A 22,142-nucleotide genomic window follows, 5' to 3' on the forward strand; every position below is an offset into this window, starting at 1 on the left:
GCCCGGTCCGGCGGAGGCAACGGCGTGATCCCGGTTTGGTCATGCCGTGAAGCGCGGAATCATCCGGCAGGCGACTCCGGGTAATCGTGAGGTAGCAATGAGTGTGAAAACGGCTCAAGGTGATGCCGAACTGCTGGCCGAGGCGCGGCATGGGGACGCGGCGGCCTACGGCCGGCTCCACGGACGGCACGCGCCGGCGGCCCGGATCCTCGCTCTCCGGCTCGTCGGCGGTCCCGCCGAGGCGGAGGAGGCCGTGGCGGAGACGTTCGCCGGGATCCTCGGACTCCTCAGGCAGGGCGGCGGCCCGCGGGAGGCGTTCCGGCCCTACCTGCTCACCGCGCTCCGCCGTACGGTCCATGGCAGGCCGCCGGTGGAGGGCGGGCAGGCGGCCACCGGGGAGATGGAGGCGCCCGACCCGGACGCGCTCATCGGGGGGACGGGGGCGCCCGACCCGGACGCGTCCTTCGCCGACCCCGTGCGGACCGGGCCGGACGCGTCCTGCGCGGACCCCGCGCCGACCGGGCCGGCACGCTCGCCGGTCGCCAGGGCCTACTGGTCCCTGCCGGAGCGCTGGCAGCTCGTCCTGTGGCACACGGGGGTCGAGGGGGCCACGGCCGCCGAGGTGGCGCCCCTGCTGGGCCTGACGGCCGGCGGGGCGGCCGCCCTGGCCCGCACGGCCAGGGAGGGGTGGCGCCAGGCATATCTGCTGGCCCGGCTCGCCGGGACCCCGCGGCCGGGATGCCGCCCCGTGCTGGGCGGGATGGACGCCTACGTGCGGGGCGGCCTGGCCAGGCGCGAGAGCCGGGCCCTGGACGGGCACATGGACGACTGCACCGGATGCCACGAGGCGTTCCTGGAGCTCACCGACGTCGATCGGAGCCTGCGCGCCACCGTCGGCCCGCTCGTCGCCGGCCCCGCGCTCGCCGGATACCTCGCGGCGCTGGGCGGGGTGGGCGCCGCCCGCGCGTCCGGGCCGCCCGGCCGGTGGCGGCCGGCGTCCACGCCACGGCGGCGGGCGGTCGCGGCCGGCGCGGCGGCCGGCACGGTCACCCTGGCGGCGGCCCTCGCACTGGTCTCGGCCCGGGGGCCGCAGGCCCCGCCGGCCGCGCCGGTCCCGGAGCCGCCGCCGATCGCCGCCCCGGCGCCCGCGCCGCAGGCCCCGCCGGCCCCGCCGCCGTCCCCGCCGCCGGGCAGGACGTCCTCGCCGGGGGAGGGAGACCGGTCGCGGGGGCGGGCCGGCCCCCGGCCCGCCGCACCGCCCTCCGGCGGAGGAGCGGCCCTCGTGCCCGCGCCGCCCCCCGACCGGGGAGCCGCCCCCGCGCCCGCGCCGCGCCTGGTCGCCAGGATCGACGCGCTCGGCGCGCTGGTCCGCTCCGAGGCGGGCATCGTGGCGGTACGGCTGCGCAACGTCGGTGCGGGGGAGAGCGGGGAACTCGTCGCCGACGTCGGCCTGCCGTACGGGGTGACGGTCTCCGCCGCGGCGCGCCGGGGGCGGGCGGTCTCCGTCGTCAAGCCGGTCGGCACGGTCGACGGCTGGGCCTGCCGCGCGGACGCGGCGGGCGCGCGGTGCTCCCGGGGGCCGCTGGCGGCGGGCCGGACCACGGCTATCTTCCTCCGGGTCGTGGTCTCACCGGCGGCGGCCGAGGGGGCCGCGCCCTCGGTCCGGGTCTCCACCCCGGGGGCCGGGGTGACGGCCAGGGCGCGGACCGGGGTGCGGGCCGTCGGGGCTCCGGCCCGGTTCGCCACCGACGGCCAGGTGGTCACCTCCGCCATCGGCAACACCTTGCTGGACTGCGCCTCCGCCGACCGCCGGTGCCGGGCCGCCCGGTCCCGCCAAGGCCGCAGCCGCGACAACGACCTGTGGAGGATGAGGCCCTTCGACCAGGACCGGGACGGGTCGACGAGAAGTTCGAGCGCGGCCCGGCTGTCCCTGCCCAGGAGAGCCAGGCTGGTCTGGGCCGGCCTCTACTGGTCGGCCAGCGCGCCCGCGGACGGCCGGATCAAGTTCAAGGCGCCGGGGGACGGGGGCTACACGCGGGTGCGGGCCGACCGGGTGACGGAGCGGCGGCTGCCCGCCGGGATGGGATACCAGGCGTTCGCCGACGTGACCCGGCTGATGGGCGGGCTCCGCGGGACATACTGGGCGGCCGACGCCTCGCTCACGCCCGGCGTCTCCCGGCACGCCGGATGGAGCCTGGTGGTCATCGCGGCCGACTCCCGCCGGCCGTACAGCCAGGCCGTCGTCGTCGACGCCGCCACCGTGGTGGACCGGGAGCACGGGCCCGCGTGGATCCCCCTCGACGGGCTGACGTCCACGGCCTCGCCCGCCCGGGTCGACCTGGTGACCTGGGAGGGCGACGCCGACCTGAGGGGAGAGCGGGTCACGTTGGGCGGGCGCCCGCTCCGGCCGGACGACGGCGACCGGGACGCGGCCAACCCCTTCGACGGGTCCGCCACGGGGGCCGAGGGCACGGACCTGACCTTCGGCACGGACGTCGACGGCTTCCGGGCGCCCCTCGGCCCGAACCCCGTCCTCACGGTGAGCACCGGCCGTGACGTCCTGTTCTTCGGCGCGGCGGTGGTGCGGGTCCAGGTCCGCTCGTGAGGGCCCCGGGGCCCCGCCCGTGAAGGCCCGGTGAGGTTCCGTGAGGTCCCGTGGGATCCGGCCGGAGCACCGCGGGTTCCGGCCGGCCACGGTGGGTTCCGGTGAGGTTTCCGCGCGACGGGGAGTGTGGAACGGACCAATAAAGGCCGGGGACAGGTACGGCCAACGGGGGCGGTCTCAAGAACTGGACGAACTGGTACGGTCTGCGTGAACACTCCGGCGTATGGTCAGGCGCAGGTCGAATCGTCGGGATTCACCCTCGGACGATCAGTTGCTTGATTACCCTGAGGAAGGGCCGTCTGGCTGGTCTCTCAGAGGTCTTTCAGGCTTGTCTGAGCCGAAGGGGCGGGCCACGTAGGAAGGGCGGTGTCGCGTGGATCGCTGCGCGCTGTTCGTGGACGCTGGCTACCTGCTGGCCGACGGCGCGATGGCCGTGCATGGGACCCGCCATCGCGAGGCAGTCTCCTGGGACTACCCGGGGCTGCTCAAACTGCTCGGCAACCTGTCCAAGGAGCGCACCGGGCTGCCGCTGCTGCGCTGCTACTGGTACGAGGCGAGCGTCGAGGGGCGCCGCACCGCCGAGCACGACGCGCTGGCCGACCTCCCCGGCCTCAAGCTCCGGCTGTCACGCATCCGCCCCGGCCGCCGCGAGGGCGTGGACGCCCAGGTCCACCGCGACCTGATGACGCTGGCCCGCAACAGCGCGGTCTGCGACGCGGTGGTGGTCAGCGGCGACGAGGACCTGGCGCAGGTCGTCTGCGACGCCCAGGACCTCGGCATCCGCGTCACCGTCGTGCACATCGCCGCCGACGGCGGCTGGGCGGTCTCCCGCTCGCTCCGCCAGGAGTGCGACGATCTGATCGAGATCGGCGGCAGCCACCTGCGGCCTTACGTCAGCCTGGCCGCCGGCTCCCCGGAGACGCCCGCCCTGAGCAACGGCCACCAGCCGGCCGGCAACGGCCAGGCCACCGTGGCCCTCGGCAACGGCGCCCCGCCCACCGCGCCGGCCCCCCTGGCCCAGGCTCCCCGGGCCACTCCCGCGCCCGCCCCCCATCCCGCGCCGCCGTCCTACCCGGCCTACAACCACGAGCCCCCGCCGGCCCCGGCCCCCCAGCCGCCGCAGGCCCCCGCGCCGCAGCCCCTGGCCGCCCCCAGCAGCCCGACCGGCCCGCTGCCGACCCCTCCGCAGGCCCAGCAGTACGGCACGGGCAACACCGGCGGCATGCCCGGCTACCAGCCCGGCCAGCTCGGCGCCTACACCGGTCCCCAGGCGGCCCCCGTGCCGGCCCAGAACGCCTCCAACAGCAGCACGACCACCCTGTCCGACGCCGTGAAGGCCGCCCACAAGGAGGGCCACGACTTCGGCGAGTCCGTCGCCAAGGACGCCCCCGCCCTGTGGCTGGAGGCCGTGCTCGCCCGCAAGCCCCGCATGCCCTCCGACCTGGAGGCCCGCCTCCTCCAGGGCTCCTCCCTGCCGATCGACTTCCTCCTCCACGACGAGGTCCGCCACGCCCTCCGCCGGGGCTTCTGGGACGCCCTGGAGCGCGCCCGCCGCTAGGCCCCTGGGGCCCCTGGAACACCTCCGCCGCTAGGCCCCGCCGACCTGGGCCCCTGGAACGCCTCCGCCGCCGGACTCTGTGGGCCCGAGCCGTCGCCGTGCTGTCTCCGCCCGCTTCCACCGGCCGCCGCAGCGGGAGCGGGTCCCGGCCCGCCCGTGCGGGCCGTACGGGCCCGGCTCGGTGAAGATCTTGTCTCTGGTGGGTCTGGGCGGGTCAACGTCTTGCCACGGATCGGAACCGCCGCACGTGTCGCGCGCTCTCACCTCTGCCGTCAGGCGAATCTGCCCTTCAGCGCCAGTGCCGTTCCCCGCGGCCTGGTGGCTGGAGACAGTCCGTAGCCAGACGAGAGGAAGTCGATGATGAGACACATCCGACGGATGTGTTACCCGGTCGCCGCGCTGGCGATGCTGACCGCACCCCTGACCCTGCTCGGCGTGCCCCAGGCCGACGCCGCGCGGATCGACCCGGCCCAGACGGCCCTACGCGCCGCGCCGGATCCGGCCTCCTGCCCGGGGCGGGTGGCGCTGGTCAACGGAGGCTTCGAGCGGCCCGTCGTCACCGGCGGCGCGGTCGGCTTCTTCCCCGACGCCTCGCAGAACGGCGTGCCGGGCTGGCTGACGACCGCCACCGACCACCAGATCGAGCTCTGGACCGGCCCGCCCAACCCGACCAACGCCGCGCCCGCCGAGGGCAGGCAGTTCGCCGAGCTCAACGCCAACCAGGTCTCGACCCTTTACCAGGACCACCCGACCACTCCAGGGACGAAGCTGTACTGGCGGCTGTCCCACCGCGGCCGCCTGGGCGTCGACACGATGAGCCTGGACATCGGCGCGCCCGGCTCGCCGGTGTCGCAGAAGGTGGTCTCCGACGGCGCCACGGGCTGGGGCGCCTACACCGGCACCTACACCGTGCCCGCCGGCCAGACGACCACCAGGTTCGCCTTCCGCTCCATCTCGGCGGCCGGTGGGAACCAGAGCATCGGCAACTTCCTGGACGACGTCTTCTTCGGCACCGCGCCGTGCGTCGTCGTCACCAAGGCCGCGATCCCCGTCGGCCCCGTCGACGTGGGAGATGTGATCACCTACCGGCTGACCGCCCGGAACGAGGGCGGAGCGGCGGCGGAGAAGGTGCGGCTCACCGACGCCGTCCCGGCCGGGACCTCCTACGTGCCCGGCTCGCTCCGCGTCGTGGACGGCCCCAACGCCGGGGCCAAGACCGACCAGCCGGGCGACGACCAGGGTGATTTCGACCCCGTGGCGGGGAAGGTCTCCTTCTCGCTGGGCGACGGCGCGACCGGCACGGCACCCGGCCGGCTGCCCACCACCGCCGGTCTGCCCGGCGGCACCACGGTGGAGTTCCAGGTCAAGGTCGACCGGGCCGCCGCGGGCAAGCAGATCACCAATCAGGGCACCGTCGGCTACGAGAACCAGCTCGGCTCCACTCCCGAGCCGCTGACCTCGACCTCCGGTGAGACCCTCACCAGGGTCAACCCCGCCGTCGACCTGAGTCTGGTCAAGTCAGCCGACCTGACCAGGGTCACCGTCGGCCAGACCGTCACCTACCGCCTCGCCGTCCGCAACGCGGGCCCCAGCGACGCCACCGGGGTCACGGTCAAGGACGTGCTGCCGTCCGGCCTCGCCTTCGTCTCGGCGACGCCCTCGGCCGGTGCCTACGACCCGGGGACCGGGACCTGGACGGTGGGCGCGCTCGCCAAGGGCGGCACGGCCACGTTGACGATCCACGCCAAGGCGGTCTCGGTCGGGACGGAGACCAACACCGCCACCGTCGGCGGCGACCAGAAGGACCTCGACCCCGCCAACGACACCGACACCGTCAAGATCTGCGTCGATCCCGCCCCGGCCTGCGCGGACTGCGCCTCGACCCGGTGCCCGTCCTGCACGCCGCGGATCAAGGGGTGATCTCCGCCCGGCCGGTGCCGGGCGGCTGGAGCTGACTCCTGAAGTGGTCCTGTGAACCTGTTCCGACTGCCCCGGCGGCACGGTGCCCGCTGTCGCGGGGCGCGGCCGGCGGCTCACAGGACCGCCTGCGCCTCCGGTGAAGGCGGTCCACAGGTCCCACCTCGAATACCGGGCTTGCGGCAGGACCGGGATCCGGTCGCGGGCCCGTGAGGGTCACCCCATGGCCGGGCGGGAGCCGGGCGCGGCCGTGCTCATGCTCTCCTCGGCGGAGCCTTCCGCGGAGCCGGCGGAGGTGGGCTCGTAGCCGCTGGCCTGCAGGGTGAACAGCCGCGCGTACTCGCCTCCCAGCGCCATGAGCTCGCGGTGGGAGCCGCGTTCGGCGATCTTCCCCTCGCTCAGCACGACGATGAGGTCCGCCTCCCGTAGCGCTCCGAGCCGGTGTGAGATCAGGACGCTGGTACGGCCTGCCCGGTGCCGGCGCAGTCCCAGGTGGACGGCGTGCTCGGCCTCCGCGTCCAGGCCGGAGCTCGGCTCGTCGAGGATGAGCAGGTCCCGGTGGTGACGCATCAGGGCGCGGGCCAGCGCCAGCCGCTGCCACTGCCCGCCCGACAGCACCACCCCGGCCTGCTGGTCCTCGTCGTCACCGAAGAAGATCCGGCTGAGCAGCGTGTCGTAACCCTTCGGCAGGTCGGCGAGCGTGTCGTGGATCCCGGCGCGCCGGGCGGCGGTCCGGACGAGCTCCGGATCGGCGCCCGCGGCCAGGTCGCCCAGCATGATGTTCTCGCCGGCGGTGAGGTCGTAGGACATGTAGTCCTGGAACACCACGCCGATCCGTTCGCGCAGGTCGGCCGGGCGCATGTCACGCAGGTCGACGCCGTCCCAGTGGATGGAGCCGCGGACCGGGTCGTACAGCCGGCACAGCAGCTTGACCAGGGTGCTCTTGCCCGCCCCGTTCAGGCCGACCAGGGCGACGGCCTGGCCGTGCGGGATGAGGAGGTCAACCCCCCGCAGCACCCAGGGGTGCTCGTCGTCATAGCGGAACCACACGTCGCGCAGCTCGATGCCCTCTCGCAGCGGGGGCGGCGCGGTGGGCTCCGCGGGTACCGGGAGACCGGGATCGGCCTGGACGACACCGAGGTAGTGCCCGAACATCAGCAGGGCGTTGTGCGCGCTCGCCCACTGGCCGACGATCGAGGTCAGGGCCGTCTGCACGCCGGCGACGGCGGCGACGAACACCGAGACGTCCCCGACGCTCAGACCTCCCGCCGTGGCGGCCAGCACGGCCCAGAACAGGCCACCGGCCGCGACGGCGGCGCCCAGCAGGGACAGCAGCCCCTGGCTGCGCAGCGTCCGCCGGTCCAGATCCCGTTCGGCCTCGTTGACGGTCCCGAGCTCGGTGAGCATCCGGGTGCGCAGGAAGTCACCCAGCCCGAACAGCCGCACCTCCTTGGCGGCGTCGGGGCTGGTGAGGAGGGCGCTGAAGAAGATCTGGCGACGCGTGTTGGAGCTGATGCCCCACATCGTGCGGGCCCTGCGGCGGCTCAGCGCGAGCTGCACCCTGGCCGACGGCAGCGCGGCGGCGATGACGATGACGACCATGACCGGGCTGAGCACGGTCAGCGTGGCCATGAACCCCAGCAGCGTCAGGAGGCCCTGGCAGATCGCCAGGGACGAGCCGACGATCTGCTGCGGGGCGTTCTGGCCGGCCTCGTGGGCCAGCCGCAGCTCGTCGTGGAAGGAGGGGTTCTCGAAGCGGCTGAGCCCGGGGTCGGCGTTGACGGCCCGGAACAGCCGGTCGTAGATCAGTCGTTGGAGCCCCCGGTGCAGTTGCCCCGTGAGGTACTCGGAAACATGCGGCAGGACGACCAGAGCCAGACCCGCCACCCCGAGGGCGGCTGCGAGCGGGAGCAGGCCGCTCCGGCCCCCGTCGCCGGCCAGCCCGTCGAGAACCAGTTTGGTGAGCCAGGCGGTCGCCACCGGCGCCGCCCCCATGAGCAGCACCACCACCAGCGAACCAGCCACGGCGGCAGGCTGGGCCTGCCAGGCCAGCTCGCCCGCCACCCGCCCGCGGTGGAGAAGGGACCCGGTCCCCGAGTCCTCTTTGCCGGGCTCCCTCACGTGCGCGCCGCCAGTGGCAGCTTGTCCGGGGCGTCCGCCGCGGCGGTGATCACCGCGCGGTCGTCGACGAGATAGAAGGTCGGGAAGAACGACACCTGGAACGCCCGGCCCAGCGGACCGTCCGGCGGTTCGACGACCACGGGAGCCACCGGAGCCAGAGCGGCGATGAACACGCCGGCGTCCTCCGGGTCGCCCGTGACCACTGCCAGCGCGCGTCCGGGCCCCAGCTGTCCCGCCCAGGTGGTGAACTCGGGCAGCCGCTCGTGGCAGGCGGCGCAGGTGGTGGAGAACATCCCCACCAGTGTCGGCCCGGTGAAGAAGTCCTGTGACACGGGGGTGCCGTCGGAGGCGGCGGCGGTGAACCCGGGCAGCGCGGTGCCGGAGGCCACGAGTGGCGGTCTCGTCGACCGGCCGTTGGCGAGCTGGGCCGAATGCTCGCGGAGGCGGCGGATGACGGCCAGGGTCAGCAGGAGGTTGACGGCGCACAGGGCTCCGACGAAGACGACGGCGACGGCAAGGTACGGCATCGAGATCCCCTCACAGGTGCCCGGGAGCGGGCGGCGGCCCGGCGAACAGGTCGGCCAGGTCGTCGAAGAAGACGACGGCCAGGGCGAGCACACCGGCGCCGGCCATCGCGATGGCGACGCCCGCGGGATGCGCGTCACCCGGTGCGGTGAGCAGGTGGGCCACGCCTCCCGTCGCGGTGACGGCGAGCAGGCCCGTGTTGCGGATCAGGTGCCTGCCGCTCAGCGGGGTCGCCGTGGCGCCGAAGCAGCGGCAGGAGGTCCGGGAACCGGAGCGCACGACCCGCGCGATGCCCGCGCAGAACGCCAGCAGTACGGCGCCGGCCAGCACGAAACCGGCCGGCACCGTCCACTGGACCGTCAGCAGTACGACGACGCACGCCTCGGCGAGGATCACCGCGACGCTCAGCGGCGTCACCCCGCCGGTGGGGAGCGGGACCATGTCCGGCACGGAGGCGCGGAAGGCGAGGAAGGACTCCCGGCCGCGTACCTTGCCGAACACCGCCACCAGGAAGACGACGCCCAGGGCGCATCGGCAGGCCAGCGCCACGTACTGCATGACGGTCACTCAGCCGGAGTCTCGGTCAGCGCCAGGGGGTGCAGGCCGTGCGGCCGGCGGCGATGCAGCACGTCCGGCGTACGCTGTACCCGACCCACTTCGTCTCGTCCCAGCACGTTTCAGCGGTCGCGGAGGTCGTGGGGAGCAGCCTGTCGAGTAGGCGGTCGCCCAGTTTGCCGAGGGAACGGATCATGAGATCTCCTCTGTCGAGCCGAAGGTGTGATCGACACCGATTGGTCATCGAGCGTTGCGCGCCATCTCCGTGCCGCCGGAGTCGGTGATCATTGCTCGTTGGCGCCTGCACCGTAATCCGGACCAAGATCGGAGAATAATGGTGAAGATCGCCACACCGGCGGTTGCGCTTCGACAGTTTCTGATCTTGACATCTGCCCGCGGAGCGACCACGGCCTGCTCTGGGCGTCTTTTATAGCTAATTTCGGACAGGTGCCTTGGAGTCGGGCTCACCAAAAAATCCTCCCCGCGGAGGCGGCCTGTCGGGCCTCGTCCCGGTGCGCGCTCACCCAGCCGTGATCTGCTCTCGTGGGCGATCGGCGGAGCCCCGCGGGCGGCGCCATGCCGACGGCGTGTCCGGTTGGAGCCGGCGATGAGCCGGCCATGTCACCGCGGCCTGACATGTCTGGATCGGCCACGGTGAACCGACGGCCCGGGCCCGGCATGGAAACGACTGTGCCCACGCCTCGCGGGGGCCGCGCGCCGTGCCACGCGAGGCCCGTCCGGACGCGGTCGTGCTCAGGTGAGGGCGTCCAGGCCCGCCCTGAGGTGGCTGAGGCGGTGGGCCAGGTCGGACAGCGGGCCCGCGAGGCTCGGGTCGTTGGCCTTGCGGGCCAGCTCGCTGACTCGGGCGAGCTCGTCCTCGACCGCGGTGAGGCGCCTGGACAGCTCGGGGAGCACGGCCGCCTGGTCGGACGCCTCGCCCGGCGGCAGCTCGGCGGCCAGGCGCTCGCGGAGCATGGACGCCTGCTCGGCCAGGCGGCGGTTCATGTTGTAGAGCTCGACGAACACCGCGACCTTGGCCCGGAGCACCCAGGGGTCGAACGGCTTGGTGAGGTAGTCGACGGCCCCGGCGGCGTAGCTGCGGAAGGCGTAGTCGGGGGCGCTGTCGACCACGGTCAGGAAGATGATCGGGATGTTGCGGGTGCGCTCGCGGCGTTTGATGTGGGAGGCGGTCTCGAATCCGTCCATCCCCGGCATGCGCACATCCAGCAGGATCAGCGCGAACTCGGTGTTGAGCAGGGCTTTGAGCGCCTCTTCGCCAGACCTGGCCCGGACGGGTATCAGGTCGAGGGAGCTGAGGATTGCCTCGAGCGCGATCAGGTTCTCCTCCCGGTCGTCCACCAGGAGGATTTTCGCTCGCTCAGGCATTGATCACGCCCCTTCGTCGGAGTCACCGGCCGGCTTGCCCCGGGTGAGCCAGCCGCGCAGACGTTCGAGCAGGCGGTCGACGTCCACGGGCTTGGGCACGTAGTCGGAGGCACCGGAGGCGATGCTCTTCTCCCGGTCGCCCTGCATGACCTTAGCGGTAAGCGCGATGATCGGCAGATCGGCGAACTGCGGCATCCGGCGGATGGCGGAGGTGGTGGCCCAGCCGTCCATCTCGGGCATCATGATGTCCATCAACACCAGCGCGACGTCCTCGTTGCGTTCGAGCTGCTCGATGCCCTCGCGGCCGTTCTCGGCGTAGACCACCGTGGAGCCGTACCGTTCGAGGACGCTGGTCAGGGCGAAGACGTTGCGGATGTCGTCGTCCACGATCAGGATCTTGGCGCCGGTGAGCGGGTCGTCACCGCCCTTCCACGCCTGGGCCTCCTCCTGCGGGAAGTGCGGGACCGGCATGTCCTCCGGCAGCGCCAGCTCCGGCAGGTCGTCGGGCTCCTCCAGCACCCCGATGAGCGTCTGGCTGCGCGGCGGGGAGTTGGGCGCGGCCGCTCCGCCGTCGCGCGAGGACAGCGGTCCGCCGTAGGACGGCGGCAGGTAGAGGGTGAAGGTGCTCCCCTGGCCCACCTCGCTGACCACGTGGATCTCGCCGCCGAGCAGGCGGGCGATCTCGCGGCAGATGGACAGGCCCAGGCCGGTCCCGCCGTATTTGCGGCTGGTGGTGCCGTCGGCCTGGCGGAACGCCTCGAAGATGACCTCCAGCTTGTCGGCGGCTATGCCGATGCCGGTGTCCACCACCTCGAAGGCCAGGATGCCGTCGGCGCCGCGCAGGGTGTCGTCCACGAAGGTCACGGCACGCTGGGCGTGGATCACGCGCAGCCGTACTTCGCCCTTGGGCGTGAACTTGATCGCGTTGGAGAGCAGGTTGCGCAGCACCTGCTGCAGGCGCTGCTCGTCGGTGCGGAGCTCCTGCGGGATCGACGGGTCGACCTCGACCGCGAACGACAGCCCCTTGTCCTGGGCCAGCGGCGCGAAGGTGGCCTCGAAGTAGTCGACGAGCTTGGGCAGGGAGATCTGCTGGGGGTGGATGTCCATCCGCCCGGCCTCGACCTTGGACAGGTCGAGGATGTCGTTGATCAGCTGGAGCAGGGCGGAGCCGGCGCCGTGGATGGTCCGGGCGAACTCCACCTGCTGGACGGTGAGGTTGCCCTCGGCGTTCTCGGTGAGCAGCTTGGCCAGCACGAGCAGGCTGTTGAGCGGGGTGCGCAGCTCGTGGGACATGTTGGCCAGGAACTCGGACTTGTAGCGCGAGGAGACCGCGAGCTGCTCGGCACGCTCCTCCAGCGTCCGGCGGGCCTGCTCGATCTGGAAGTTCTGGATCTCGATGGCCCGGTTCTGCTTGGCCAGCAGCGCGGCCTTGTCCTCCAGCTCGGCGTTGGAGCGGCGCAGCTCCTCCTGCTGGCGCTGGAGCTCGTCGGAGCGTTCCTGGAGCTCGGTGGTGAGGCGCTGCGACTCGGTCAGCAGGTCCTCGGTCCGGGAGTTGGCGATGATCGTGTTCATCGTGACGCCGATGGTCTCGACGAGCTGGGTCATGAAGTCGTGGTGGACCTCGCCGAAGTGGCTGAAGGAGGCCAGCTCCACGACGCCCAGGACCTGGGTCTCGAACAGGATCGGCAGCACGACGATCTGGGCCGGGGCGGAGGAGCTGAGGCCGGTGTCCACGGTGAGGTATCGGGCCGGGACGCTCTCCAGGATGATCCGCTTGCCCTCGAACGCGGCCTGTCCCACGATCCCCTCGCCGACCGAGAAGCGCTGCCGGATCTTCGAGCCGGGGCGCGCGCCGTATCCGGCGATCAGGTAGAGGTCGTGGTCGCCGGTGGGCTCGGCCAGGTAGAAGGCGCCGTAGTGGGCGGAGACCAGCGGGGTCAGCTCACTCATGATCAGCTTGGCGACCTCCATCAGGTCGCGGTGGCCCTGCATGAGACGGGAGATCCGCGCCAGGTTGGACTTCAGCCAGTCCTGTTCCTGGTTGGCCTTGGTGGTGTCGCGCAGCACCGACACCATCGTGTTGATGTTGTCCTTCAGCTCGCCGATCTCGCCGCCGGCGTCGACGGTGATCGAGCGGGTCAGGTCGCCGGTCGCGACCGCGGTGGTGACCTCGGCGATCGCGCGGACCTGGGTGGTCAGGCGGCCCGCCAGCTCGTTGACGTTCTCGGTGAGGCGCTTCCAGATGCCCTCGGCGCCCTCGACGCGGGCCTGGCCGCCGAGCTTGCCCTCGGAGCCGACCTCGCGGGCCACCCGGGTGACCTCGGAGGCGAAGGAGGACAGCTGGTCGACCATGGTGTTGATGGTGGTCTTGAGCGCGAGGATCTCGCCCTGGGCGTTGACGTCGATCTTGCGGGTGAGATTGCCGTTGGCGACGGCGGTGGTGACCTCGGCGATGTTGCGCACCTGGTAGGTCAGGTTGTTGGCCATGGAGTTGACGTTGTCGGTGAGGTCCTTCCACACGCCCGAGACGCCGCGGACGCGGGCCTGGCCGCCGAGCTGTCCTTCGGTGCCGACCTCGCGGGCCACCCGGGTGACCTCGTCGGCGAACATCGACAGCTGGTCGACCATGGTGTTGAGGGTGTCTTTGAGCTGGAGGATCTCGCCCTGGGCGTCGGCGGTGATCTTCTTGGACAGGTTGCCCTGGGCCACCGCCGTGGAGACCGCCGCGATCTGGCGCACCTGGGTGGTCAGGTTGTTGGCCATGACGTTGACGTTGTCGGTGAGGTCCTTCCAGGTGCCGGAGACGCCGCGCACCTGGGCCTGGCCGCCGAGCTGACCTTCGGAGCCGACCTCGCGGGCGACGCGGCTCACCTCGGAGGCGAAGGAGGACAGCTGGTCGACCATGGTGTTGATGGTGGTCTTGAGCGCGAGGATCTCGCCCTGGGCGTCCACGTCGATCTTGCGGGTCAGGTCGCCGTTGGCGACGGCGGTGGTGACCTCGGCGATGTTGCGCACCTGGTAGGTCAGGTTGTTGGCCATGGAGTTGACGTTGTCGGTGAGGTCCTTCCACACGCCCGAGACGCCGCGGACGCGGGCCTGGCCGCCGAGCTGTCCTTCGGTGCCGACCTCGCGGGCCACCCGGGTGACCTCGTCGGCGAACATCGACAGCTGGTCGACCATGGTGTTGAGGGTGTCTTTGAGCTGGAGGATCTCGCCCTGGGCGTCGGCGGTGATCTTCTTGGACAGGTCGCCCTGGGCCACCGCCGTGGACACCGCCGCGATGGCCCGGACCTGGGTGGTCAGGTTGCTCGCCATGACGTTGACGTTGTCGGTGAGGTCCTTCCACACGCCCGAGACGCCGCGCACCTGGGCCTGGCCGCCCAGCTCGCCCTCGGTGCCGACCTCGCGCGCCACCCGGGTGACCTCCTCGGCGAACGCCGAGAGCTGGTCGACCATCGTGTTGACGGTGTTCTTCAGCTCGAACATCTCGCCGACCGCGTCGACGGTGACCTTGCGGCTCAGGTCTCCCCTGGCCACCGCGGTGGTGACCAGCGCGATGTCGCGGACCTGGGCGGAGACGCGGCTGGACATGGTGTTCACGGCCTCGGTGAGGTCACGCCAGCTGCCCGACATGCCCCGCACGTTCGCCCGGCCGCCCAGCCGGCCCTCGGTGCCGACCTCGCGCGCCACGCGCGTCACCTCGGAGGTGAACAGGGAGAGCTGGTCGACCATGCCGTTGATCGCCTTGCCGAGGCGGCGCACCTCGCCCCGTGCCCTCCGGTCGAGGTCGATCCGCCGGGACAGATCTCCCTTGGCGACCGCGTCGATCACGTCCGCCGCGCCGCTGACCGGCCCGACCAGGGCGTCGATCAGCGAGTTCACCGAGTCGACGCTCTCCGCCCAGGAACCCACGCCCGGACCCGCGGTCAGGCGTTCGCTGAAGCGGCCCTCCTTCACCACCTCGCGGCGGACCCGGTGCAGCTCGTTGGCCAGGTGCTCACGGCGGTCGGCGACCTCGTTGAGCAGCAGGCGGATCTCACTCAGGATCCCGGGAGGAGCATGCGGCACCCGGCGGCGGAAGTCACCGTCGCGCCAGGTGATGAGTGTCTGAAGAATCGGCTTGAGATCCGATTCGCTGTAACGTCGCTCCTCGACGTCGGGCACGGTGTTGGCCGTGGTCATAAGACCTCCTTGACTCCCGGGGGCGCAGCCGCGAGTCATCCCAGTCTGTCACGGTGCGCAACCCGCAGTCCCGCCTTCGAATTACCCCATGCGGGCGCGAAGTGTGGTAGGCACGGAACAGTGACCAACGCTCCCCGAGCCGTCCTGGCCGCGACATTCGCCCCAGGAGACACGGCCGTCCCCGCAGCCCGGCGTTTCACCAGAGAGGTGATGACCGCCTGGGCCGCCGCGTCCGTGCTCGACGTGGCGGAGCGGCTGGCGGGGGAGCTCGTCGGGCAGGCGGCCGAGGTGCCGCTCGAGGTCGTCTGGAGCCATCTGGGAGACGGTGTCCAGATCGAGGTCCGGCAGCGGGGCGTCCCCAAGGGGGTCCCCAGCGGCCCGGCCGCGCCGGTCGAAGAGTGGGGCGTCACCTTCTCCGGCGAGTTGCGCACCGACTGGGCACGGCTGCCGCTGCCCGGCTCCGCCGAGCGGGTGGCCGCGGAGTGGTCCATCGAGGAGCCGACCCGGGGACCGATCTGGATGGGCTTCCTCGCCGACGCCAGCGACCTGCTGGCCGGCACCCTCGACCCGGACATGGTGCCCGCGATCATCTCCCAGATCGTCGTGCCCCGGCTGGCCACCTGGTGCGCGGTCTACACCTGGAGCGACGGGAGCGGCCCGCAGCGCCCGGCCTACCTCTGGCACACCGACGAGCGGCGCATCGACGGACTGCGCGAGGAGCTCGCCACGGCCCGGATCCCGCAGGCCGGCGGCTCCATGCAGCTCGGCGACTCGCAGATGCTCGTCATCCCGCTGCTGGCGCGGGGGCGGTCGCTGGGGGCGATGTGCCTGGGGCGGCCGGACCGGTTCGCCGAGGACGTCTTCCAGTACGCCGAGGACATCGGCCGCCGCGCGGCCCTGGCCATGGACAACGCCCGGCTCTACGCCACCCAGGCGGCGGCCAACCGGGCGCTGCAGCGCAGCCTGCTGCCCCCCAACGAGCCGGGCGAGATCCCCGGGCTCGACCCCGCCGTGGTCTACGAGCCCGCGGGGGAGACCAACGAGGTCGGCGGTGACTTCTACGACCTGTTCGCGGCCGGTGACGGCTCCTGGCGGTTCGCGGTCGGCGACGTCTGCGGCACCGGCCCCGAGGCCGCCGCGGTCACCGGCCTGGCCCGCCACACCCTGCGCCTGCTCGCCCGGGAGGGATACGGCGTGGCGGCCGTCCTCGACCGGCTCAACCAGGCGATCCTGGACGAGGGAGAGCGGGCCCGCTTCCTGACCCTGCTGCACGGGGAGATCAAGCCCGTGCCCACCGGGCTGGACGTGTGGCTGGTCTCCGCCGGCCATCCCGAGGCGCTGCGGCTGCGGCCCACCGGCGTCGTGGACACGGTGGTGACCTCCCAGTCGCTGCTGGGGGTCTTCCCCGAGGCGACCTTCAAGGCCGAGCTCGTCCACCTCGACCACGGCGACGTCCTGCTCGCGGTGACCGACGGGGTGACCGAGCGGCGCCAGGACGGCCGGCTGCTCGACGACGAGGGGGGACTGGCCAAGCTGTTCGCCGAGTGCGTGGGCCTGTCGGCGCGGGCGGTCGCGGAGCGGATCCGCCGGGCGGTCCAGGACTTCGCCCCCGAGCCGAGCGCCGACGACATGGCGATCGTGGTCCTGCGCGCCCGATAGACGACTCGGCTCCCGGCGGCGCCGCGGTGTCACATCTCCGTCTTGACGTGCCTGCGCGCGAATTCGAGCTGGGCCGACATCTGCGCGATCCGCTCGGAGACGACCAGCGAGCCGTGGCCGGCGTCGTAGCGGTAGACCGTGTGCTCGTGGCCGCGCGCGGCGAGCCGGGACACGTAGGTCTCGATCTGCCCGATCGGGCAGCGCGGGTCGTTCTCCCCGGCGAGGATCAGCAGCGGCGCCTCGACCTGGTCGACGTAGGTGATCGGCGAGCAGTTGGCGTAGCGCTCGGGCTGCTCGGCCGGGGAGCCGCCGAGCAGCGCGCGGTGGTAGGCCCGCAGCGCCTCGGTCTCCTCCTCGTAGGTGGCCAGATGGTCGGCGATGGGCACGGTGGCGATGCCGGCCGCCCACACCTTGGGCTGGGTGCCCAGGCCCAGCAGCGTGAGATAGCCGCCCCAGGAGGCGCCCGACAGCACGAGCCGGTCCGGGTCGGCGACGCCGCGCTCGACCATGACGTCCCGGACGGCGGCCACGTCGGACAGCTCGATGTGGCCGACCTCGCCGATCAGGGCGTCCCGCCAGGCCGAGCCGTAGCCGGTGGAGCCCCGGTAGTTGACCCGCACGACCGCGAAGCCCAGGTCCACCCACGCGGCCACCTGCGGCACGAAGGAGTCGTCGTCCTGCGAGGTCGGCCCGCCGTGCAGCAGGAAGATCGTCGGGAACGGTCCCGAGCCGCGGTCGGGCCGGGACACCAGGGCGTGGATGCGCCCGCCGGGGCCCTCCACGTCCACGTCCTCGACCGGGACGGACGGCGGCGAGGTCGGGCCGCCGTGGTTCATCACCACGTGGCCGTTGCTCGACCGGATCATCGGCGGGTGGGCGCCGCTGGACCAGGAGTACTCCACCGAGCCGTCGGGGCGGGGCGCGGCGGCGTCGATCACGCCGTGCTGGGTCTCGATCGGGAAGAGCCGGCCGCCGGCGAGGTCGTAGCGGTGCAGATGGGTGCGGCCGCGGTTGGCCCGGACGACGAGCAGCGAGCGGCCGTCGTCGTACCAGTCGGCGGTGATCTCCCCGGGGTCGCGCAGCCAGATCTCCCGCTGCTCGTCACTCTCGGGGTCCCAGACCAGCGGTTCGCGGCGGCCCCTGCGCTCGTGCAGGGTCAGCAGCCGGCGGTCGCCCGGGACGGGCGCGAAGCGCAGGCCGAGGACGCCTCTGCCGGGGCCGTCGCGCAGGTCGCCGACGACGTCGCCGTTCTGCCGGAGCACGCGCAGCGCGGGGTGCCGGGAGTCGCCGTGCTCGCTGTGGCTGATCGCGACCAGCGAGCCGTCCAGGGACATGGCGGCCACGGAGGCGGCCTCGGCGTGCTCGTAGATCAGCCGGACGGACCCGCCGGGCCGTACGACATAGATCTTGAAACCCTCGCCGGGCCTGGCGACGCCGACCGCGGCCTCGCCCGTCGCCGCCAGCGCGATCCCCGACGGGTAGCCGGGGTCGAGGTCGATCGGCTCGTCGGGGCCGCCGGTGAAGGGCTGGCGCATCCAGCCGCCCCACTCGTCGCCGTCGGTGTCGGAGAACCACCAGATCCACCGGCCGGTGGGGTCGATCGTGCCGTGCGAGGTGCCCTTGGGCCGGGTGGTGGCCTGGCGGACGATCCCCGTCGACCGGTCCCAGGCGTAGATCTCCCACGCGCCGGAGGCGTTGCTGCGGTAGACGGCGCGGGCCGGAGCCTGACGCGCCCACACGGGCAGCGTCACGCGCGGCGCCCGGAACCTGGCCTGCCAGCGCTCCTCCGCCTTCATATGGCGCTTCCCTCCGTCAAGACGTTCGCTTCACGCGTCCAGGCGCGGGCTCGCCGGATTGCCGTCCAGTATGTCGCTTCCACCCCCAATTTGCTTAGTTAATGTGTGGGAATTTCGGGCTAAATACCACATTAGTAACATGCGTCCCGAAGGTGGCTGTCAAGCACATCGCTTGATCAGGGGCGGGGCTGAAAGATAGACATGCGGAAAGAAGCAGTCACATCGCTTACTTCGGGAAGCTCCGCCACTTTTCTCCGCATGACTTCCGGATCGGTGTGCCAGGCGCTCGGCCCCATGCCCACGACGGCCTCGACCGCCCCGCGCCCCAGCGTCATCCCGAACTCGTGAACGCTCCGCCCGGTCTCGACGAAGCGGCCGCTCAGACTCTCGGCCACCCGCCGCTCCTTCGACTCGTCCACCGAGAGCAGCCCCAGCCGCTCCACCAGCGGTTGGAGGTGCCGCGACGTCGGCGTGACCACGATCAACCGGCCGTCGGCCCTGAGCATCCGGGCGAACTCCGCCCCGTTGCGGGGGGCGAACACGTTGAGGATCACGTCGACCGTGCCGTCCCCGACGGGCAGCGGCCGCCACACGTCGGCCACCACCGCCCCCAGCCGGGGATGCGCCCGCGCGGCCCGTTTGATCGCGTGTTTGGACACGTCCAGCGCGATCCCGACGGCCCCCGGGAGTCGGTCGAGGGCCCCGGCGAGGTAGTGGCCCGTCCCCGCGCCCGCGTCCGCGACCACCTCCGCGCCGGTACGGCACGCTCCGGCGACCGCCTCCGCAAGGGGACCGAAATACCCCGCCCCGAGGAACGCCTCCCTGGCGGCCACCATGGCCGCGCTGTCGGCCGTGCCGGGGGCCTGGGAGCCGGTCAGCAGGCTGACGTATCCCTGCCGGGCGATGTCGAAGGAGTGCCCCTGGGAGCAGCGGAGAACCCGCTCGTCCAGGTCGAACCCGGCTCCGCAGACCGGGCAGGCGAGGTATTCGACGACGTCGGCCAGCATCCCCTCATCATCCCGCCTCCGGGACGCGCGGCGCTCCACCGGTGCCAGTGGGATGCAAGGACGCTACAAGCCGCCGGTCCTATAACTCGGAGGCATGAGGAAGAGATCTTTCACCGGCGGGCTGCCGGCGTCCGTGCTCGCGGCGGCCCTGTTCGCGGCGCCCCTGCTCGCGACGGCGCCCGCGCACGCCGGCGCCGCGGGCCCGGCGGCGCTCGCGGACACCGCTGCGAGCCCCGCCGCGGCCGCCGCCGCGGGCGTGAAGCACCACTGGGGACCGGTGCGGTCGGCCGCCGGGCACTCCGGCCACGCCGCCGCGGACGTGTGGATCACGGACTTCAGCGCCGAGACGTTCACCGTGTCCGGCACGCTCCGTGACCGTGACCCCCACCGCGACCACTGCGCCTACATCCGCGCCCGGTTCCACTACGTCGGCGGCGGCACGGGCTGGGCGCGGCCGCGCTCGACCTGCCGCGCGGGCGACGCCTTCAGACTCTCCTCGGACGGTGAGGTCACCCGGGTGGACGTCAAGGTCTGCGTCCTGGACCGCGGCAGGCGCGCGACCTCCCACTGCCACGTCGACGCCATCCGGGAGGAGGACATCGCCAACTGGCCCCGCTAGCGCGGCCGCCGGTCATGCGCCCGCGCGGCGCCCGTGGTCGCCAGGCGCCGTGGTCGCCGGACCGGCCGGCCGCCGCGCGGGTCGCCCGTGCGGAACGGGCCGGACCCGCCGGGGTCAGGTGGTCCGCTGGACCTGCTGGAGGAAGGCGGCGTTGGAGGGGGTCTCGCGGAGCCGGTCGGTGAGGAGCTCCAGCGCCTGCTGCCTGTCCAGGCCGCTCAGGGTGCGGCGCAGCCGCCAGGTGAGCTGGTGCTCACGCGGGTCGAGGAGGATCTCCTCGCGCCGGGTGCCGGAGGCGTCGAGGTCGACGGCGGGGTAGAGGCGCTTCTCGGCGAGGGCGCGGCTGAGGCGCAGCTCCATGTTGCCGGTGCCCTTGAACTCCTCGAAGAGGTTGTCGTCCATCCGGGAGCCGGTCTCGACCAGGGCGGTGGCGAGGATCGTCAGCGAGCCGCCGTCGCGGAGGTTGCGCGCGGCGCCGAAGAAGCGGCGCGGGGGGAGCAGGGCCGCGGCGTCGAGGCCGCCGGCGAGGGTGCGCCCGCCGCCGGGGGCGAGGTTGTTGTAGGCGCGGCCGAGACGGGTCAGGGAGTCCAGCAGGACGACGACGTCGCGGCCGCTCTCGGCGAGGCGCTTGGCGCGCTCGACGGCGAGCTCGGCCAGGGCGGTGTGGTCGCGGTCGGGGCGGTCGAACGTGGAGGCGGCCACCTCGCCGTGGACGGACTCGCGCATCTCGGTGACCTCCTCGGGGCGCTCGCCGACGAGCACGACCATGAGATGGCAGTCCGGATGGTTGCGGGTGATCGCGGCGGCCAGGTCCCGCAGGACCATGGTCTTGCCCGCCTTCGGCGGGGCGACGATCAGGCCGCGCTGACCCTTGCCGACCGGCGCGAACAGGTCGACGACCCTGGTGGTCACCGACTCGGTCTCCAGGCGGAGCCGCTCGCGCGGGTGGATGGGCGTCATGTCCGCGAAGTCGGGCCGCCGCCGCCAGTCGGTGGAGCCGTTGACGCTCTCCACCTCGACCAGCCTCTCGTACGGCTTGCGGGCGGTGGCGACGACGTGGTCGCCGGGGCGCAGGCCGTACTGCCTGATCTGGGCGTGGGGCACGCGTACGTCGTCGGGGCCGGCGAGGTAGCCGCGGGTGCGGAGGTAGCCGGTCTTGTCGCGGACGTCGAGCAGGCCGGCCACGGTCTCGGTGTAGGCGTCGCTCTCACGCGGCTGCGGAGGGCGCGGACGCTTTCGGGTGGTGGTTTCGGTGGTCATAAGGGACCTTTCACAGGCGAAAGGTCATGGCCGACCTCTCGCAGGGGGGAACCGCGTGCCGGAGCAGATGCGGTAAAAAGTGGAGTAAAAGGGGCGGATCATCGCACGCGGCTCAGCCTGCAGTGCGTCACGCCCACCATTACGGTAGCACCGTCAATCCGTGCCGAACAGGAGACCGGATGCCACATCAGTCCATAACAGTCGGGGGCGTCGAAGTGTTCCCGCTGTGTGATGCCGTAGGACCGATGGGGGACTCGATCAGGCGTCCGCTGCCGGAGATGTTCCCCGGCGGCTGTCACGGGGAGTCCGACGAATGGATCCTGCACTTCCACTGCTACCTGCTGCGTGACGCGGTGGGCAGGACCGTGCTGGTGGACACCGGGATCGGCCCGGAGGACTCGCCGGCGGCGAGCTGGGCGCCGGTCCCCGGAGTGCTCGGCGCCGAGCTCGCCCGGGTGGGGGTGGCCCCCGAGGAGGTGGACGCGGTGGTCATCACGCACCTGCACAGCGACCACGCGAGCGGGGCCGTGATCGGCGGGGTGCCCGTCTTCCCCAACGCCCGGCACGTCTTCCAGCGGACCGAGATCGACGCGGCCGCCGAGGCGGTCCTCGACCACGTGGTCCGGCCGCTGGGCGAGCGGGTGCAGGTGGTGGACGGCCAGGCGGACGTGCTGCCCGGCATCCGGGTGTTCCACACGCCGGGGCACACCCCGGGCCACCAGGTCGTCCAGGTGGGCGAGCTGGTGCTGACCGGTGACGTGGTGCTGCATCCGGTGCAGCTGGCCGACCCGGCGGTGACCTACCTCTACGACGCCGATCCCGTGCTCGCCGCCGCGACGCGGACGGAGCTGCTGGAGCGGGTGAGGGCCGAGCGGGGGATGATCGCCACCGCCCACTTCGCCGAGCCCTTCACCGTGCTCTCTCCGGTGGCCCCCCGCCAGGCGTAGCCCGGCTC

At 72.6% G+C, this 22,142-nt stretch carries 15 protein-coding genes; 6 read left to right on the top strand and 9 right to left on the bottom strand.

The genetic code is table 11. From position 1 onward, the window contains the following. The first annotated feature begins 97 nt into the window (after nt 1-97). The 3 genes from ACZ6R6_RS22500 (at nt 98) to ACZ6R6_RS22510 (ending at nt 6,083) form a co-directional block, all read left to right on the top strand. Nucleotides 98-2,605, top strand: coding sequence for an RNA polymerase sigma factor (locus ACZ6R6_RS22500; RefSeq protein ID WP_470096171.1), 2,508 nt, complete (start codon nt 98-100; stop codon nt 2,603-2,605). A 373-nt stretch (nt 2,606-2,978) separates the two neighbouring features. Beyond that, complete coding sequence (locus tag ACZ6R6_RS22505) at nt 2,979-4,163, top strand: NYN domain-containing protein (protein WP_470096173.1); 1,185 nt, start codon at nt 2,979-2,981, stop codon at nt 4,161-4,163. Between the two features lie 357 nt (nt 4,164-4,520). Beyond that, the gene (locus tag ACZ6R6_RS22510; RefSeq protein ID WP_470096175.1) at nt 4,521-6,083 is read left to right on the top strand and encodes a DUF7507 domain-containing protein; all 1,563 of its coding nucleotides are present in this window, start codon (nt 4,521-4,523) and stop codon (nt 6,081-6,083) included. Nucleotides 6,084-6,296: 213 nt separating this feature from the next. Here ACZ6R6_RS22510 and ACZ6R6_RS22515 read toward each other — a convergent pair whose 3' ends face one another. From ACZ6R6_RS22515 to ACZ6R6_RS22540, 6 genes are all read right to left on the bottom strand, one after another. After that, the gene (locus ACZ6R6_RS22515) at nt 6,297-8,105 is read right to left on the bottom strand and encodes an ABC transporter ATP-binding protein (protein WP_470096177.1); all 1,809 of its coding nucleotides are present in this window, start codon (nt 8,103-8,105) and stop codon (nt 6,297-6,299) included. A 92-nt stretch (nt 8,106-8,197) separates the two neighbouring features. Further along, on the bottom strand, nt 8,198-8,728 hold the full coding sequence (locus ACZ6R6_RS22520) for a TlpA family protein disulfide reductase (protein WP_470096179.1): 531 nt from the start codon (nt 8,726-8,728) through the stop codon (nt 8,198-8,200). 10 nt (nt 8,729-8,738) lie between these two features. Beyond that, on the bottom strand, nt 8,739-9,284 hold the full coding sequence (locus ACZ6R6_RS22525; RefSeq protein WP_470096227.1) for a MauE/DoxX family redox-associated membrane protein: 546 nt from the start codon (nt 9,282-9,284) through the stop codon (nt 8,739-8,741). A 25-nt stretch (nt 9,285-9,309) separates the two neighbouring features. Then, nucleotides 9,310-9,477: a hypothetical protein gene (locus tag ACZ6R6_RS22530; RefSeq protein ID WP_470096181.1), complete on the bottom strand. Its 168-nt coding sequence runs from the start codon at nt 9,475-9,477 to the stop codon at nt 9,310-9,312. A 557-nt stretch (nt 9,478-10,034) separates the two neighbouring features. Continuing rightward, entirely contained in the window at nt 10,035-10,667 is a 633-nt protein-coding gene (locus ACZ6R6_RS22535; RefSeq protein WP_306860835.1) for a response regulator, read from the bottom strand. A 3-nt stretch (nt 10,668-10,670) separates the two neighbouring features. Further along, nucleotides 10,671-14,849: a HAMP domain-containing protein gene (locus ACZ6R6_RS22540; protein WP_306860833.1), complete on the bottom strand. Its 4,179-nt coding sequence runs from the start codon at nt 14,847-14,849 to the stop codon at nt 10,671-10,673. A gap of 120 nt (nt 14,850-14,969) precedes the next feature. Between ACZ6R6_RS22540 and ACZ6R6_RS22545 the strand changes: the two genes are divergently transcribed. After that, a complete protein-coding gene (locus ACZ6R6_RS22545; protein WP_470096183.1) occupies nt 14,970-16,508 on the top strand; it encodes a PP2C family protein-serine/threonine phosphatase in 1,539 nt (512 codons plus the stop codon). A gap of 29 nt (nt 16,509-16,537) precedes the next feature. Here the strand turns inward: ACZ6R6_RS22545 and ACZ6R6_RS22550 are convergent, their stop codons facing one another. Further along, nucleotides 16,538-18,304, bottom strand: a complete 1,767-nt coding sequence (locus ACZ6R6_RS22550) for a prolyl oligopeptidase family serine peptidase (protein WP_470096185.1) — start codon at nt 18,302-18,304, stop codon at nt 16,538-16,540. A gap of 176 nt (nt 18,305-18,480) precedes the next feature. Further along, nucleotides 18,481-19,311: a putative RNA methyltransferase gene (locus ACZ6R6_RS22555; RefSeq protein ID WP_470096187.1), complete on the bottom strand. Its 831-nt coding sequence runs from the start codon at nt 19,309-19,311 to the stop codon at nt 18,481-18,483. 94 nt (nt 19,312-19,405) lie between these two features. On the opposite strand from ACZ6R6_RS22555, the gene ACZ6R6_RS22560 reads away from it, so the two are divergent. Continuing rightward, entirely contained in the window at nt 19,406-19,930 is a 525-nt protein-coding gene (locus tag ACZ6R6_RS22560; protein WP_470096189.1) for a hypothetical protein, read from the top strand. Nucleotides 19,931-20,044: 114 nt separating this feature from the next. Here ACZ6R6_RS22560 and rho read toward each other — a convergent pair whose 3' ends face one another. Beyond that, entirely contained in the window at nt 20,045-21,187 is a 1,143-nt protein-coding gene (gene rho / locus ACZ6R6_RS22565; protein WP_470096191.1) for a transcription termination factor Rho, read from the bottom strand. Nucleotides 21,188-21,432: 245 nt separating this feature from the next. Here rho and ACZ6R6_RS22570 point away from each other — a divergent pair, with 245 nt between their 5' ends. Then, entirely contained in the window at nt 21,433-22,134 is a 702-nt protein-coding gene (locus tag ACZ6R6_RS22570) for an MBL fold metallo-hydrolase (RefSeq protein ID WP_470096193.1), read from the top strand. Nucleotides 22,135-22,142: the final 8 nt, after the last annotated feature.

The sequence above is a fragment of the Streptosporangium sp. NPDC048886 genome (genome assembly GCF_055586905.1).